This window comes from Leucobacter luti, assembly GCF_050310065.1.
Taxonomy (GTDB): domain Bacteria; phylum Actinomycetota; class Actinomycetes; order Actinomycetales; family Microbacteriaceae; genus Leucobacter; species Leucobacter luti_B.
The window spans coordinates 517,162-533,062 of the sequence record NZ_CP190007.1 but is presented as its reverse complement, the minus strand read 5'-3'; the positions used below and the strand labels follow the sequence as shown (position 1 = coordinate 533,062).

Annotated in this window: 15 protein-coding genes; 5 read left to right on the top strand and 10 right to left on the bottom strand. The window is 69.5% G+C overall.

Annotated features, from left to right (window positions below; genetic code table 11):
* Genes ACOPJ3_RS02425 through pxpA form a run of 5 tightly spaced genes read right to left on the bottom strand, consistent with a single transcriptional unit; the run spans position 1 to position 4,266 of the window.
* Complete coding sequence (locus ACOPJ3_RS02425) at positions 1-975, bottom strand: biotin-dependent carboxyltransferase family protein (RefSeq protein WP_427870241.1); 975 nt, start codon at positions 973-975, stop codon at positions 1-3.
* A complete protein-coding gene (locus tag ACOPJ3_RS02420) occupies positions 965-1,858 on the bottom strand; it encodes a 5-oxoprolinase subunit B family protein (protein WP_427870240.1) in 894 nt (297 codons plus the stop codon). Before ACOPJ3_RS02420 ends, ACOPJ3_RS02425 begins: the two co-directional genes overlap by 11 nt.
* Positions 1,855-3,210: an acetyl-CoA carboxylase biotin carboxylase subunit gene (locus ACOPJ3_RS02415; protein ID WP_427870239.1), complete on the bottom strand. Its 1,356-nt coding sequence runs from the start codon at positions 3,208-3,210 to the stop codon at positions 1,855-1,857. The genes ACOPJ3_RS02420 and ACOPJ3_RS02415 overlap by 4 nt, the downstream gene beginning before the upstream one ends.
* Before the next feature lie 28 nt (positions 3,211-3,238).
* Positions 3,239-3,475 (bottom strand): acetyl-CoA carboxylase, encoded by a 237-nt coding sequence (locus tag ACOPJ3_RS02410; RefSeq protein ID WP_427870238.1) that lies wholly within the window; start codon positions 3,473-3,475, stop codon positions 3,239-3,241.
* A gap of 56 nt (positions 3,476-3,531) precedes the next feature.
* A complete protein-coding gene (gene pxpA, locus ACOPJ3_RS02405; protein WP_427870237.1) occupies positions 3,532-4,266 on the bottom strand; it encodes a 5-oxoprolinase subunit PxpA in 735 nt (244 codons plus the stop codon).
* Positions 4,267-4,358: 92 nt separating this feature from the next.
* Here pxpA and ACOPJ3_RS02400 point away from each other — a divergent pair, with 92 nt between their 5' ends.
* The gene (locus ACOPJ3_RS02400) at positions 4,359-5,825 is read left to right on the top strand and encodes a PucR family transcriptional regulator (RefSeq protein ID WP_427870236.1); all 1,467 of its coding nucleotides are present in this window, start codon (positions 4,359-4,361) and stop codon (positions 5,823-5,825) included.
* A gap of 550 nt (positions 5,826-6,375) precedes the next feature.
* Here ACOPJ3_RS02400 and ACOPJ3_RS02395 read toward each other — a convergent pair.
* From ACOPJ3_RS02395 to ACOPJ3_RS02385, 3 genes are all read right to left on the bottom strand, one after another.
* Positions 6,376-7,770 (bottom strand): purine-cytosine permease family protein, encoded by a 1,395-nt coding sequence (locus tag ACOPJ3_RS02395; protein ID WP_427870235.1) that lies wholly within the window; start codon positions 7,768-7,770, stop codon positions 6,376-6,378.
* Positions 7,771-8,072: 302 nt separating this feature from the next.
* Positions 8,073-10,103, bottom strand: a complete 2,031-nt coding sequence (locus ACOPJ3_RS02390; RefSeq protein ID WP_427870234.1) for a hydantoinase B/oxoprolinase family protein — start codon at positions 10,101-10,103, stop codon at positions 8,073-8,075.
* Positions 10,100-12,142 carry a hydantoinase/oxoprolinase family protein gene (locus ACOPJ3_RS02385; RefSeq protein ID WP_427870233.1) on the bottom strand — a complete coding sequence of 681 codons (2,043 nt, stop codon included), beginning with the start codon at positions 12,140-12,142 and terminating at the stop codon, positions 10,100-10,102. The genes ACOPJ3_RS02390 and ACOPJ3_RS02385 overlap by 4 nt, the downstream gene beginning before the upstream one ends.
* Before the next feature lie 188 nt (positions 12,143-12,330).
* Here ACOPJ3_RS02385 and ACOPJ3_RS02380 point away from each other — a divergent pair, with 188 nt between their 5' ends.
* Both ACOPJ3_RS02380 and ACOPJ3_RS02375 read left to right on the top strand, forming a co-directional pair.
* On the top strand, positions 12,331-13,575 hold the full coding sequence (locus ACOPJ3_RS02380; RefSeq protein ID WP_427870232.1) for a PucR family transcriptional regulator: 1,245 nt from the start codon (positions 12,331-12,333) through the stop codon (positions 13,573-13,575).
* 73 nt (positions 13,576-13,648) lie between these two features.
* Positions 13,649-13,939, top strand: coding sequence for a cupin (locus tag ACOPJ3_RS02375; protein ID WP_427870231.1), 291 nt, complete (start codon positions 13,649-13,651; stop codon positions 13,937-13,939).
* A gap of 465 nt (positions 13,940-14,404) precedes the next feature.
* Here ACOPJ3_RS02375 and ACOPJ3_RS02370 read toward each other — a convergent pair whose 3' ends face one another.
* Complete coding sequence (locus ACOPJ3_RS02370; RefSeq protein ID WP_427870230.1) at positions 14,405-14,806, bottom strand: acyl-CoA thioesterase; 402 nt, start codon at positions 14,804-14,806, stop codon at positions 14,405-14,407.
* Positions 14,807-14,895: 89 nt separating this feature from the next.
* On the opposite strand from ACOPJ3_RS02370, the gene ACOPJ3_RS02365 reads away from it, so the two are divergent.
* Positions 14,896-15,111 carry an SCO4848 family membrane protein gene (locus ACOPJ3_RS02365; RefSeq protein WP_427870229.1) on the top strand — a complete coding sequence of 72 codons (216 nt, stop codon included), beginning with the start codon at positions 14,896-14,898 and terminating at the stop codon, positions 15,109-15,111.
* Between the two features lie 43 nt (positions 15,112-15,154).
* Here ACOPJ3_RS02365 and ACOPJ3_RS02360 read toward each other — a convergent pair whose 3' ends face one another.
* Positions 15,155-15,334, bottom strand: coding sequence for a hypothetical protein (locus tag ACOPJ3_RS02360; protein WP_427870228.1), 180 nt, complete (start codon positions 15,332-15,334; stop codon positions 15,155-15,157).
* A 111-nt stretch (positions 15,335-15,445) separates the two neighbouring features.
* On the opposite strand from ACOPJ3_RS02360, the gene tagD reads away from it, so the two are divergent.
* Positions 15,446-15,844: a glycerol-3-phosphate cytidylyltransferase gene (gene tagD / locus ACOPJ3_RS02355; protein WP_427870227.1), complete on the top strand. Its 399-nt coding sequence runs from the start codon at positions 15,446-15,448 to the stop codon at positions 15,842-15,844.
* Positions 15,845-15,901: the final 57 nt, after the last annotated feature.

Here is a 15,901-nt window from a genome sequence, read left to right as displayed (position 1 = left end):
TCAACTCTCCTCTCCCCAGACGCGGGCGATGCGCGCGCGCCGCTCCGCGCGCGCCGCGAGCGCCTCATCCATGGTGACCGGGACAAAACGCACCTTGGTTCCCGGCGCCATGCGCGCGAAGAGGTCCATGTCTGCACTGATCACGGTGCCCGCCTGCGCGTAGCCGCCGCCCGAGACCGCGTCGCAGTGCAGCACGATCGGCTGCGTGCCGCCCGGGATCTGGATCGAGCCGACGGCGTAGCCGGCGTCCGTGATGTTCGAGGGGTCCTGGCCTGCACCGAAGGGCTGCTCCTCGCGTTTCCAGGGCGCGCCCGGCCCGTCGAAGCGGAGGCCCATGCGGTCGGCGACCGGCGTGAGCGTCCACTCGGCGCCCGTGAGGTTCGCGAGCCCCTCGTCGGTGAGCTTGTGGTCGTAGAGGCCCAGCATGAAGCGCACCTCGACCTCGCGCGGGTACTCGGGCAGCAGATCGGCGGGGATCGCGTCGATCCGGGGCAGCGTCTCGGCGAGCGGCGCGCCCACGGGCACGACGTCGCCTGCGGCGAGCGCCCTGCCCTCGAACCCGCCCATCTTGCCGATCGGGTAGGTGGAGCGGGATCCGAGCACCTCCGGCACGTCGACCCCTCCCGCGACCGCGATGAAGAACTTCGCGCCGCCCCGGATCACGCCGAAGGCGAGCTCGTCGCCCGCCGCGAGTTCGATCCGCGCGTTCTGCACCACGGGTTCGCCGTTGACAAGCACGTCGATGGGGGCGCCGGTCACGGCGACGACGGCGGCGGCGTCGGTCCGCAGCTTGGGCCCGAGGTAGGTGCACTCGAGCATGGCCTCATCGGGGGTGTTGCCGACGAGCCGGTTCGCGAGGGTTGCGGCGTACTGGTCCATGACGCCGCCCTGCGGGATCCCGTAGCGGTAGTAGCCGAAGCGGCCGCGATCCTGCACTGCGGTCGCGAGCCCGGGGGTGAGAATCTCAAGCGCCATCGAGGGCCTCCAGGAGTGTGCGGTTGTAGCCGTCCGGGTCGGCGAGCGCCGCCGCGAGCGAGAAGGTGACGGGCGCCTGGCGGTAGCGGTAGGTGCCGGCGGCGACCTCCTCCTCGATGCGGTGGTACTCGGCCTCGTCGACGGGGCGGTACTTCACGATGTCGCCCGTGCGGAAGAGCACCATGAAGTCGGCGAAGTCGGCGAGCTTCTGTTCCGGATCGAAGATCGGAGTGGGGGTGATCCCGAGCATCTGGTAGCCGCCTGCGCCGCGCACGGAGTAGTGCGCCGTGAAGCAGCCGCCGATCCCGAGCGTGAGCGGGGGCGTGTCCGTGCGGGGGCTCAGGTACTTCGGCACCTCGAGCTGGCGCTCGCGCGGCGTCAGCTGGAAGAGGAACGGGAGGCCGGCCACGAAGCCCACCATCGAGACGAGCCAGGGCGTCTCGTGGTGGCGGCGGATGAACTCGGCAGCGTCGGCGAGCCCGTTGACCTCGGCGCTGTAGTCGAGGTCCGTTCCCTCGGGTCGCTGGTGGAAACCCTCGCGGAACCGCTCCCCCGTCTCCCGGGTGAACGGGTCGTCGTACCAGACCGGCACCTCGACGATGCGGGTCTCGAGCTCCTGCACCGTCGCCTTGCGCACCTCGGCCTCGAGCTCGCGCACGGCCGCCTCGAGGGCGTCGTGCGGGTGGGCGTCCGGATCGAAGCGCACGAGCAGCGAGGCGTTCGCCGGGCAGATGTCGACGATGCCGTCGAGGGCCCGCTCCTCCAGGCCGACCGCGATCGAGTTCGCGACGAAGTTCGCCTCGAGCGACATGTCCGGGGCGATCTCGACGAGCAGGAACTCGTCGCCTCCCCAGGTGTAGCGCGCGTGTTCTGGCAGGCTCATTTCACTTCTCCCATCAGGCTTTGCACCGATTCGATGGTGGTGGTGTGGTGGGTTGCTGTTGCGAAGTCGGCGAGCTCGACGAGGCGCCGCATGAGCGGCACGGTCGTCTTGATCCCCGAGATCTCGGTCTCGCCGAGGACCCGCGCGGCGCGGGCGCGGGCCTGGTCGCGATCCGGCGCCCAGACGATGACCTTGCCGAGCAGGGAGTCGTAGAACGGGACGACCGTCTGGCCCGCCGAGAAGCCGAAGTCGGCGCGGACGCCGGGGCCCCCGGAGAGCTCGAGCGCGTCGATCCGGCCCGGGCTCGGCATGAAGTTGTTGTCGGGGTCCTCGGCGTTGATCCGGAACTCGAAGGCGTGCCCGTCGAAGCGGATGTCGCCCTGGCCGTAGCCGAGGCGCTCGCCGCGCGCGATCCGGAGCTGCTCGCGCACGAGATCGATCCCGGTGATCGCCTCGCTGATCGGGTGCTCCACCTGGAGGCGCGTGTTCATCTCGATGAACGCGACCTCGCCGCGCGCGGGGTCGTAGAGGAACTCGACCGTGCCCGCCCCGAGGTAGCCGGACTGCCGCGCGAGCTCGACCGAGGTCGCGCGCATCTGCTCGCGGAGCTCGTCGGGAAGACCCGGCGCCGGGGCCTCCTCGATGACCTTCTGCTGGCGGCGCTGCATCGAACAGTCCCGATCACCCAAGTGAACGAACGTCTCGCCGTCGCCGAGCACCTGCACCTCGACGTGCCTCGCCTGCGACACGAAGCGCTCGAAGTAGACGTCGCTCGACTTGAAGGCGGCGAGCGCCTCGGCCTGCGCGACCTCGACCGTGCGGCGCACGTCCTCGCGGCGCTCGATGCGCCGGATCCCGCGGCCGCCGCCGCCCGCGGAGGCCTTCACGACGAGGGGGTAGCCGATCCCGTCGGCGATCGCCTCGATGTCGCCCGCAACGTCGAGGGCGCCCTCCGTGCCCGCGAGCACGGGCACGCCCGCGGCGATCGCGGCGCCGCGCGCCCGCGACTTGTCGCCCATGAGCTCGATGGCCGCGGGGCTCGGCCCGACCCAGGTGAGACCGGCCGCGATGACCCGGCGGGCGAACTCCGCGTTCTCGGAGAGGAAGCCGTAGCCGGGGTGCAGCGCGTCGGCCCCCGTGCTCCGCGCCGCGTCGAGGATCGCGTCGGGGTTCAGGTAGCTGAGGCCCGCAGGCGCCGGCCCGATCACCACGGACTCGTCGGCGAAGCGCTCGACGTTCGACCCGCGATCGGCCTCGCTCACGACGGCGACCGTCGCGATCCCCATCTCCCTCGCCGTGCGTATGATCCGCACCGCGATCTCGCCACGGTTGGCGATCAGCAGTTTCTTCAAGGGGCTCCCCTTTCTCTTCGAGCGGGGATCAGTCGATCGTCGCGATGACGTCGCCGGGGCCGACCATGCCGTTGTCCTCGATGGAGAACGACGTGAGCACGCCGGCGGACTCGCTCCTCACCTCGGTGAACTGCTTCATGATCTCGATGACCCCGATCGTCTGGCCCACCTCGACCGCGTCGCCCTCCTCCACGAAGGGCGCCTTGTCGGGTGCGGGGCGGCGGTAGAAGATGCCGGGGATCGGCGCGATGACCTGTGAACTCATGGGTGTGGGATTCGCTCTCTGATTGGGGAGTGAGTGGGTGTAGTGGGATCCGGCGGCTAGCTCGCGAGCACCCCGCGCACGGCGGTCGCGACCTCGACTGCGTTCGGGGTATCGGAGTGCACGCAGATGCTGCCGAACTCGATCGGGAGTTCCGTGCCGTCGTTCGCGAGGATCGTGCCCGTCTCGATCGCGCGGCGGGCACGCTCGGCGGCGGCCGCCGGATCCGTCGCGTGCGGCTGCCGCAGGATGATGAGCCCGCCCTGCGGGTTGTAGTCGAGGTCGACGTAGAGTTCGCTGACGAAGGGGACGCCCGCGCGCTCGGCGACCGTCTGATGCGCGGTGCCCGCGATCCCGAACACGGGGACGCCGAAGTCGCTCGCGACCGCGACGGCTCCGGCCATGAGCTCCTCGTCGCGGGCGAGCATGCCGTAGAGCGAGCCGTGGGGCTTGATGTGCGTGAGCGGAAGATCGTGCTTGCGCAGGAACGCCGAAAGCGCGCCGACCTGGTACCGGATCAGGTCCTCGACCTCCTGCGGCGTGAGCTTCATCTCGCGCCTGCCGAAGCCGACGAGATCGGGGAGCCCTGGGTGCGCCCCGACCCCGACGTTCTTCTCCCGCGCGAGCGCGACGGTGGCCTCCATCGCGCCCGGATCGCCGGAGTGGAAGCCACATGCGACATTGGCCACGTCGATGATCTCCATAAGCGCGGAATCGTTGCCGAAGGTGTGGAGGCCGAAGGCCTCGCCCATGTCCGAGTTCAGCGAAATATCGTCACGACGTTGTGCAGTCATGGGCACCAAGGTACGCGGGGCGGCGGCTCCGCGTTACTATGCAAGTGCAAGAATCTCTTGCACTTACTTGTGCAGATGCGAAGGAGCACCACGTGCGAGTCGCCGATCTCCTCACCGACCACACCCTCCAGCTCCGGCTCGAGACGCCGAGCGGCACGGCGAGACTCCGCCGCGAGATCGCGCGCTGCGCCCCCACGGAGCACCTCGATCCGACCCCGTTCCTCGACACGAACGTGCTGCTCCTCACGTCCGGGATCGGGATGAACTTCACCGAGCAGAGCATCTGGGACGGCTACGTCGAGCGCCTCGCGCGCGTGCCGATCGCGGCCCTCGGCTTCGCGGTCGGCACGGCGCACGCGAGCCTCCCGGAGGGGCTCGTCGCGGCCTGCACGCGGCACGACCTGCCGCTGCTCGAGGTGCCGACGACCGTGCCGCTCCTGAAGATCAACCAGCACGTCGAAAACATGCTGCAGGCGGAGCGGATCGCGCTCATCGACCGTGGCTGGCGGCTCGCCGACGAGTGCGCTCGGCTCGCGTCGCGCGGCGCCGAGATCTCGACGCTGCTCGGCGCGATCAACGCGGCGCTCGAGGTACCCATCGCGGTCTATGACGCGTACGGATCCCTGATCGCGCAGTATCCGGAGACGGCAACGTGGCGCGCCGGGCTTGAGAGCCTCGCGCAGCCGGACGTGCTCACGGTGCCGCTCCCGATGGGACTCAGCAAGCCGTGCCAGCTCGCCGTCCGCCTACACCGGCCCGCGAAGGAGATCGAGTCGATCCTGGCCCCCGTGACCTCGATCCTCGCGCTCCAACTCAACCGCTCGGTCACCGTGGATGCGAGCAGCCACCAGGACATGCTCCGCTTCGTGAATCGCTGCGTCGCCTGGTCGGAGTCGACGCGCGGCGACGTCGCGAACGCATTCCAGGAGCTCGGGCTCAGCCGTCGCGCCGAGACCTCACTGGTGGTCGCCGACATGACGGGCGAGCACGCGTCGGCCGCGTGGCGGCTGCGGGTCGCGCTGCACGACGCCTACCATGAGGTGCGCGTTACCGAGATCGACGACCGCCTGATCGCGCTCACCCAGTTCCCGCGCGAGAGCGAGTGCGACGCGGCGGAACAGCTGCTCGGCGCGCACGAGCACGTGCCACTCGTGTTCCGCGGGCCGACGCGCACGATCGACGAGCTCCGGATCGCGCTGGTGCACGCGCTCGACCTCGTGGGGCACGTGGAAGGCCCGGTCACGGCGCCGCCGCTCGGGCTGAGCGCCGTGGTCGCTGCCGCCGCCGGGCGAGGCGCGCGGGAGTCGGCGGAGCGCTTCCTCGCCCCGCTCATCGAGCACGACGAACAGCGCACGACGGAGCTCCTCCCCACCTTGCGCGCCTGGCTGCGCAACGACGCGCAGCCGTCGCGCACCTGCGATGAGCTCTTCATCCACCGCAACTCGCTCGCCTACCGGCTGCGCCGCATCGAGCAGGTGCTCGGCCTCTCCCTCGAAACCCTCGACGGCAAGGCAACCTGCCTGATGGCGCTGAGACTTGTGGACCTTGAGCCGTATTGATTGGGGTTGGGGGTTGGGTGGCCGCGCCGAGTCGGCCGTAAGGCCCCAATCACGAGCACGAAAGGGGCCTTACAGCCGACTCGACCCCGCGAATGGGGCCTTACGGCCGACTCAAGGCGGGGCGCGCGAGCCCTGGGATGCCCGGGTGTCAACTCAACGCCGGGCACCGGGCGCCGGGCGCCGGGATCCGGACCCGGACCCGGATCCGGACCCCGCGCAGCACCCGCCAACTTCCGACCGCACGCCGAGTCGGCCGTAAGGCCCCAATCACGAGCACGAAAGGGGCCTTACAGCCGACTCGACCCCGCGAATGGGGCCTTTCGGTCGACTCGAGGTCGAGCGCGAGCCTGGGATGCCCGGGTGTCAACTCAGCTCAGGGCGCCGGATCCGGATCAGGATCCGGACCCCGCGCGGCACCCTCCACCCCACCGACCGCCTGCCGAGTCGGCCGTAAGGCCCCAATCACGAGCGCGAAAGGGGCCTTACGGCCGACTCGGCGGGCGGAGCGAGCAGAGCGAGCAGAGCGGGCGAGGCCCGCGGCCCCGACCCCCTACGCCCCCACGACCTGGATGAGGCCGGTGCGGCTCGAGGGGTGGACCTTCCAGAGGATCGCGTAGACGACGCCAGCCGACACCGCCGTGAGGATCGGGCCCCAGGTGGAGCCGACGCCCGCGAGCTCCGGGTTGATCGTGCCGAACTGCAGCATCACGAGCCCGATGACCGTACCCACGATCCACGCGATCAGGCCGTTGCTGTTGAACGCCCGGTAGTGCTTGTCGCCGATCGCCGAGTGTTCCTGGTGCGCGCCACGGTCGAGCAGGATGTGGGTGAGCGCGATCGCGACCCACGCCGTCACGAGCACGCCCTGCCAGGCGAGCGCGAGCAGTAGGTACTGCACGATCGGCAGCAGCATGAGCAGGTAGATGATCACCGAGGAGATGAGCACCCACACGATGTTCGGCATGTTGATCCGGAGCACGCGCTCGCCGAACGCCTTCAGGTTCGCGGCGCCCAGGTAGTAGTTCGCCGTGTTGATGCGAGTCTGCGAGCTGATGATCACGATGAGGCCCAGGATCCCCATGAGCGACACGATGCCGCCGGCGAGGCCCGTCTCGGAGACCTCGATGCCGGGGATCGTGAACGTCAGGAAGATGCCGACGAGGGCCGCGAAGCCGTAGGCGAGCACGTAGAAGAGCGGGCCGAAGGACACGTTCTGGTGGAACTTCAGGTCCTTGCGCTTGCCGAGGGCCGCGTAGTCCATCGTGAACATCATCATGATCCAGACGCCCATGTAGCCCGCGAAGGTCGCGAGCCAGCCGGGCCCGCCGAGGGTGAAGGGCAGCTCGACCTCGGGCGCGTGCGTGAGCCAGGCGTCGCTGAAGCCGTACACGACACCGGCCCAGATCACTGCCGCGATCAGGCCGAAGAAGTAGATCGGCATGAGCCAGCCGTTGAGCTTGTCGAGGAAGCGGCGCACGCCGCCGATCACGAGCGGCGTCGAGTAGATGACGACGATGAGGCTCCACATCCACATCTCGCCACCGAAGGCCGCCATGAACGCGTACGCCACGATCGAGCCCTCGAAGACGGCGTAGTAGATCGCGACGAGCGCGAAGATGATGGTCGCGATCGACGATCCGGCGGTGCCGAGGATCGTCCGCGAGAACTGCGCGACCGTGGTCCGGTTGTTGATCGCGTAGCGCGAGAGCACCGCGTTGATCAGGCCGTAACAGATGATGGTCAGCGCGATTCCGATGAGCGCGTTGGCGGTGCCGTAGGCCGAAGCCATGGCCGCGCCGATGTAGACGAAGAAGAACGCGCTCGCGACGCCGTACCAGGCCATCGCGAGGGAGCCGCGGCTCATCTGGTCTTCGTCGTTGCCTTCCCGGGCGAGGGCGTCGGTTGCTTCGACGTCCTCATTGGTCCCTGTGAGATTCAGGCTCACGATGTGTACCTCCATTGGTATCAACTGGGCTGCGCAACGACACGACCGCGCGACGGTGCGCGGGCACGACGAAACACAGCTGGGGTCATCGTCGTCGGCTGCGCCGTGACGAAGTGTGCTGGGGTCGATGAGGAATCCGGCGCGGGATCCCCGCCGCGCGTCCATCGACAACCAATTGTCATGGCCCGTTCGGGCCGGTTGAACTGTGCAGGGGCCGGAAAACTGCTGGTCTGTCCATGCAGTTGCACAAGCCCGGGAGCGAGGCGGCCGGGCACCTTCGCCGCGGCCGCCTCGCGGGGGCGCTACGCCCTCCAGTGGGCGCCGGAGCGCCGACGCATCTGCTCGCGGTGCTGCCTGGTCGTCTCCGCGAAGAGCTCGCCAGTGCCCCAGTCGAGGATCACGCCGTGCCGGCGGATCACGTCGAGCAGATCCAGCTCGCCGCGGCGGTACTTCTCCGCGACGAGTGCGGGATCGGACTCGAGCCAGTCGGCCCGATTCGCCCTGATCCACGCACGCTTCTCAGTGGTGGCCTCGCGGTCGATCTCATACTGATCGAGCTCCGGATCGATGGCCCGGATCACGACGCCGTAGTCGGCGGCCGCGCGCTCGACCGAGACGTACTCGTCGATCACGTCCTCGAGCACCTCCTCGGGGGTGCGGTCGAGCGGATCGCCGAAGCCGCCGCCGCCGGCGGACGGGCGGTAGAAGGTGTCGCCCGGCTGCACCGGCACGGAAGAGAAGATCGAGCCGAGGAAGCGCTCGTTCTCGGTGTCGCGATTGAGCCACACGCCGTGCGGGATCGACGGCAGGCCGCCCTCGATGCCCCATGTGATCGAGCGGGCGCGGTCGCAGCAGTAGCTCATGACCGAGGCCTCCGCGTCGGTCAGCGTCCCACCCTTCTCGACGCCGCAGCCGCCGCGGAAGCGGCCGGGGCCGCCGGAGTCCGTGCCGATCTGGTGCATCGTGGTGAGCACGGGCGTGAGCCGCTCCTGGCCCTCGCACGCCTGCACGGCGAGGCCGACGCCGAACACGGGGGCCGTGGCGCTCGAGCCATCCTTCGAGGAGCGGCCGCCCCAGCCGCCGGCCATCCAGTCGTACCACATGAAGTACGGGTTCTCGTCGGTCCGGGCGTCGCGTCCGCCCACGAGCAGGTACTCGAGGTTGAATGCGCAGGCCATCGCGCGCTCGGGCATGATCTGGGACCAGATCTCGAAGATCCCGTTCATGAGCTTCTCGTAGGGGCCGGAGCAGAAGCCCGTGACCGCGTACGGCCAGCCGGCGTTCACGACCGTCCCCTCGGGCCCGATCTCCGCGGTGACCGCGGCGTAAAAGCCCGAGTTCAGCGGCACGTCCGGGAAGAACGTCTTCGTGCCGGCGTAGATCGCGGAGAAGGTCGTGCCGTATCCCGAGTTCAGGAACGTGTCGACCACGTCGGCGCTCCCCTCGAGGTTGTAGTGGATCCCCTCGCCGTCGAGCGTCATGACGATCTTGATCGGCACGAGGCCCTCGGACTTGCCCGGATCCAGGTCGAGGTAGTCGACCGTCTCCCAGCGTCCGTGTGGGAGGTCCGCGAGGCGGCGCCGCACGGTGCGCTCGACGTAGTCCTGCGTCTCCTGCATCGCCGCCTCGACCGTCGCGGTGCCGTAGCGATCCACGAGCCGGAGCACCTCGCGCTCACACACCGCCGTCGCCTCCGACTGGGCGTGCAGGTCGCCGAGCGCCTGCTCGGGAGCGCGGGTGTTCGCGACGAGCAGCTGGGCGACGTCGTGCAGGAACACGCCCTTCGACCACACGCGGATGGGGGTGATCCGGAGTCCCTCGCCGAAGTGCTCGGAAGCCGAGACGTCGAAGGATCCCGGCACCTTGCCGCCGATGTCGGCCCAGTGGCCCTTGTTCTGCGCGAAGGCGATGATCCGGCCCTCGGAGAAGATGGGGCGCACGAACGACACGTCGTTGAAGTGCGTGCCGCCGCGGTACGGGTCGTTGATCGCGAACACGTCGCCGGGGTTGATGTCGTCACCGAACTGCTCGATCACGGCCTTCGCCTGGAAGTGCAGGGTGCCGACGTGCACCGCGATATCGCCCGAGCCCTGCATCACCGTGTTGCCCTGCGCGTCGCAGAGCGCGGACGAGAAGTCGCGCGAGTAGATGACGAAGGAGTAGCAGGTGCGGAGGATCTGCTCGCTCATCAGGTCGACGCTGGTGGCGAATGCGTTCTTCAGCACCTCGAAGGTGACGGGATCGAGCCCGTGATTCGGGGCGTCGAGATCCGGCGCCTGCCGCGCCGCGTCCGAGTGCTTGGGCGCGGGCTTCGTGAGAGTGGTGTCGCTCATCGGGAGACCTCCTCGAGATGGATGCGGATGTTGAGCCACTCGTCGATCTCCGCGCGGGTGTGCGGCGGGACCACGGTGGTGGAATCGAGCTGGTTGATGATGGCCGGGCCGGTGAACGCCGTGCCTGCGGCGAGCGTGTCGCGGTCGTAGACCGGGGTGTCGAGCCAGCCGTCGCCGCCGAAGTAGACGGGGCGGCGCTCGCCCGGCTCGCCCGGCGCCTGCCGCACGATCTCTGCCGGGCGGAACGAGGGCTTCGGCGTCTTGCCGATCGCGCTGAGGTGCAGCTGGTAGACCTCGACGGGGGCGTCGTCCTGGCGGAAGGCGAACTCGCGCTCGTACTCCTCGTGGAACGTGCGCACGGCCTGGGCGAGGGCCCCTGGCCCTGAGCCCATCGGCACCTGCAGCGAGCGCCACTGGCCCTGGTAGCGCATCGAGATCTTGCGCGCGAGGACCGCGTCCTCGTCCGCGACGCCCTCGTGGCGGAGGCGGGCCGAGGCCTCGCTCTCGAGCCCGACGAACGCCTCCTCAATGCCCTCCTCGTCGGCCCCGGACGCGAGGCCCGTGTGCATCTGGGCGAAGTCGTGCTGGATGTCGACGAGCAGGCAGCCCATCGCCGAGGTCACGCCGGGATTCGGCGGCACGACGACCGAGGGGATCCCGAGCTCGCGGGCCACATCGGCGCCGTGCAGCGCGCCGGCGCCGCCGAAGGCGAGGAGCGCGAAGTCGCGGGGATCGTAGCCGCGGCGGATCGAGACGAGGCGCACGGCGTCGGCCATGTTCGCGTTCGCGACCGAGACGATCGCCTGAGCGGCCTCCTCGAGGCCCATGCCGAGCGGCTCCGCGATGACACGGCGGATCGCGTCCTCGGCGAGCGTGCGGTCAAGCTGTTTCACGCCGCCGGCGAGCGAGGTGCCGAGCCTGCCGAGCACGACGTTCGCGTCCGTGTTCGTCGGCTGATCGCCGCCCGTGTTGTAGCACGCGGGCCCCGGATCCGCGCCGGCCGACTGGGGGCCGTTCCGGAGCGACCCGGCGATGTCGATGTGGGCGAGGGATCCGCCGCCCGCACCGATCGTGAGCACCTCGATCGAGGGGAAGATGATCGGGTGGCCGTACTCGACCTGCCACTCCTGCGAGACGCGGAGCTCGCCGCCCGCGACGAGCGAGATGTCGGTTGAGGTGCCGCCCATGTCGAGGCTGACCGCGTTGTCGTAGCCGCACTGCTGCGCGATGTGCTTCGCCGAGATGGCGCCGGCCGCGATGCCGGATGCTGCGAGGCGGACCGGGAACTTCTCCACGAGGCGCGGCGTCATGGAGCCGCCGCCCGAGTGCAGGAGCAGGAGGTCGCCGCCGTAGCCGCCGTCGCGGAGCTCGCCCGCAAGGCGGTTCACGTAGCCGGAGACGAGGGGCGCGAGCACGGCGTTCGCGACGGCCGTGTTGAAGCGCGGGTACTCGAAGATCTCGGGCAGGATCTCGGCCGAGGTCGAGACGGTCGCCTCGGGGATGACCTCCTCGAGGATTTCGCGCATCCGTGTCTCGTGCGCCGCGTTGGCGTAGGAGTTCAGGAAGCAGACCGCGATCGTGCTGACGCCGCGGCGCTTCAGGAGCTCGGCGAGCGCGCGGGCCTCGTCCTCGTCGAGCGGGGTGATCGTGTTGCCCGCGAAGTCGACCCGCTCGCTGACCTCGAAGCGGTCGCGGCGGCGGATGTAGGGCGCCGAGACGTCGTTGTAGGCGTCCCACAGGTCGTCCTTCGTGCCGTCGCGGATCTCGAGCACGTCGCGGAAGCCGCGCGTCGTGACGAGGGCCGCCGCGGGGAAGTTGCGGGTGATCAGCGCGTTCGTCGCGACCGTCGTGCCGTGGGAGAAGAGCGAAACGTTCGAGAGGTCGATCTCGCCGCGCTCCACCCCGTTCATGACGGCGATCATCGGATCGCTCGGGGTTGACGGCACCTTCGTGACCCGCATCTTCTGCGTGTCGTCCTCGAAGATGCACACATCGGTGAATGTCCCCCCGACATCGACCGCTACGCGGACACTGCTCATGGGCTTCCTCCTGAATTTCGTCGTTGAGTTCTGGATGCCTCCAACATTCGTGGTCTAAGCATCTCGGGTCACTGGAGAATGCGAAGCTTTTTGGCTGGGCCGATTGTAAATACTCCAAAAAGGGGCGAGAATTAGGGCTGAAAACCTCTCGAACGCACAATTCGGGGCAAATAGAGCGCGGGGTGGGCATGGAAGCCGGAGCGAAGACAGCCGCCGAGGTCGAGCGCCTGGCGACGACCCTCGACATCACAAACACCCTGCTCTCGGCCGTCTCCTCGACGGATCCGGTGCGCGCCCTCGCCGCCAGGATCAGCACGATCTGCAGGGGCACGGCGGTCATCTACGACTTCGAGGGCAACATCGTCGCGAGCACGGGCGAGGCCCCCGTCCAGCTCATCTGGAACGACGTCGCCGCGACCCACCAGCGCGAACTCAACCTCGAGATCGGGCGCTGGTTCGTGCGCACGAGGCGCGTGGCGCTGCGCGACGGCGTGCACGTCATCGCGATCGCGAGCCGCGGCGAGGAGACGCTCGACCAGGTCGGCGAGCTGCTGCTCGACACCTCCGAGCGACTGCTCGGCGCGGTGCACGGGATCCGGTACGGGGCCAGCCAGCGGGATCGCCGCGACAACGAGCAGCTCATCGCCTCGCTCCACGACGGCGTCGTGCCGGCGCGCGAGCACCGCTTCTGGAGCCGGCTCGCGCAGTTCCGCTTCCCGGCGTACGCGCCCGTGCGGGCGCTCGAGTTCGCGCCGCTGAGCGGATCCAGTGCCGCAGAATCCCAGGTCACGGCGCTCCTTTCGCGGGCGCGCGGCGAGGACGTCCCGTTCCTCGTGATGCTCAGGCGCGCCGACATGGACGCCCCGGCCACGATCGCGGGGCTCGTGCCGGACTCGCCGGCAGCCGAGTCGTGGATCGCTGGCGTGTCCAGGCAATTCCTCGTGGGGGCCTCCGCCCCGTTCTCGGCGCTGTCGCAGGTGCCGGCGTGCGTGCGCGAGGCCGAGACGGCGCTCGGGATCGCCCGCCAGTGGGCCGCAGCAGCCCAGTCGCCCGAGCGGCTCGGCCCCGTCCTCATGGATCGCATCGACCTCTCCACCTGGCTGCTCTCGCACGTCGACCGGCGCCAGCTCGACGCGCGCATCTCGGGCACCCTCGCCGCGCTCGAGTCGGCCTCGCTGCGGGAGACCCTCACGACCTTCCTCGCGACGGGGCAGAGCATCGCCGCGACCGCCGACGCCCTCTTCGTGCACCCCAACACGATCCGGTACCGCCTCTCCCGCGTCGAGGAGGAGATTGGCGGGCCCGTGACCTCGCCCTTCGTGCTCTCGAACCTGATCCTGGCCCTGCACCCGGAGCTCATCGCGCGCGCTTCCGAGCTCAACAGGGACACCCCGGGGCCCTTCGGCGGCGCCCCCGCCGAGGACCTAAGCTGAGAACAGGGGTTCTTCCCCCGCGCCCCGCGTCTTCGGGGCGCGCACCACCCAGAAACACCGATCGAGGAGGATCATGAGCAACGGATCGAACGGCGAAGTCCAGCTGGAGAACGAGTACTTCCGCGTGACGAAGTGGACGATCGAGCCGGGCGGCGTGATTCCCATGCACCGCCACGACTACGAGTACGTCGTCGTGCCGATGGTCACCGACCGCATGCACGTCGCGAACGCCGACGGCAGCGAGATCGTCGCCGAACTCGTCACCGGACAGAGCTACACCCGCCCCGGCGGCGGCGAGCACGAGGTCTCCAACCCCTACTCGGAGCAGGACGTCGTCTTCGTGGAGGTCGAGCGCCTGGCGTAGGGGTCTGGGGTGCGGGCCGCGCGCCACGCCGCGCCGCGCCGTCCACCCGCACGCCTGCCCGAGCGCCTGCCTGCGCCGAGTGGGCCCTTAAGCCCCAATCGCGCCGATGAAAGGGGCCTTACGGCCGACTCGACCGCGCGAAAGGGGCCTTTCGGCCGACTCGAGGCCTGCGTGCGCAGATGCGGGACGAGAAGAGGCCAACGCGCACCCGCGGGCCAGGATCCTGGGCCCAGGCAAGCACACCCCGCGTACCCGCGACGCACCCTGCACCGTGCACCCTGCGCCCTGCGCCCTGCGCCCTGCGCCCTGCGCCGAGTGGGCCCTTAAGCCCCAATCGCGCCGCTGAAAGGGGCCTTACGGCCCACTCGACCGCGCGAAAGGGGCCTTTCGGCCGACTCGGCAGCGCGGTGGCCCGGCGGCGGGGCGGCGGCCCGGCAGCGACGCCGCCGCCGCGCGCCCGCGCCCCTACTCCCCCCGCAGGCGCTCCGTGCCCGGGGTGGCCTCCGTGCGGCCGTGGGCGACCGGGTGGCCCTCTGCGTCAACCGCGACGAACACGATCTGCTCGAGCGTGAGCACCTCCTGCCCGGTCACCGCGTTCTCGACGCGGCAGCTCAGCACGATCGAGGTGCGGCCGAAGCGCTCGACCCGGTACTCGAGCTCAAGGAGGTCGCCGCGATCCGCCCGCGCGGCGAAGTCGATCGCCGACATATGCCTGGTCACGACATCGATGGTGCCGAGCTGCGAGACCGCGACGATCGCGGCCTCCTCGTCCACCCACTGCAGCAGCCGGCCCCCGAAGAGCGCGCCGTGCTGGTTCAGATCCTCGGGCTTGACCCACTTGCGCACGATGTGCCTGAACTCGCTCATGCGCACGAGCCTAACGCGGCGACCCGCAACGTATCCACAGCCCAAGGCTGGCCCTGCCACAAGCGACACCCGTGGCCTAGACTGGCGGCATGGTCGTCTTCGCGGGAATCCTGCTGCTGGTGAACGCCGTCTACAACGTGATCGTGTGGCCGCGTTTCTGGACCCGAGTCACGAAGGACCCGCGGGCGCGCGACGACCAGGGCCGCCCCACGAGGTTCTACACGGTGCACGCCGTGCTGATCGGGATCGCGCTCCTCATCGCGGCAGTCTCCGCGCTCGCTGGCGTCATGCTGCTCGTCGCCTAGCGTCGAGACAGCAGGCGCGCGAGGTACACAGCCCAGAGGAGACCTACTCCTCCTCGTCGGCCTCCTCGATCTCCGCTTCCTCCTCGGGATCCACTCGTCCGGCGTCAAGGTGGGTGGCGGGCCCGAGGTGCGAGGCCCCGCCCTCGCCGACCCATCCGTCACCTGGCGTACGGGCGGGATCCGACTCGTGATCCGGAACAATCCTGTCGCGCTCGTCTTGCATCGCGCCCTCCCCTGGCTCACTGACGGCGGCGCCGTCACCTCCTTCCACCCTACGCGCGCCCACTCCGGAATGGAATGGCCCGGTCGGAGCGAGGGACCATACACTGGAGGGATGAAGCGGATCCTCACCTACGGCACGTTTGACCTCCTCCACTGGGGTCACATCCGCCTGCTGCGGCGCGCACGCGCCCTCGGCGACTACCTCGTCGTCGCCGCATCGACCGAGGAGTTCAACCTCGGCAAGGGCAAGAAGACGTACCACGACTTCGACACCCGCAAGAACATGCTCGAGGCGGTGCGCTACGTCGACCTCGTGATCCCCGAAGAGGCGTGGGATCAGAAGATTCGCGACGTGCAGAAGTACGAGATCGACGCCGTCGTCATGGGCGGCGACTGGGAGGGAGACCCGCGCTTCGAGGTGCTCCGCGACTACTGCGAGGTCATCTACCTCGACCGCACCGAGGGCGTCTCGACGACCAAGATCAAGCAGGACCTGGGGGACGGCGCGTAGCCGATCCCGCGCGAGAAAGCGAAGGCGGGGGTGGATCCGGATCCGGATCCACCCCCG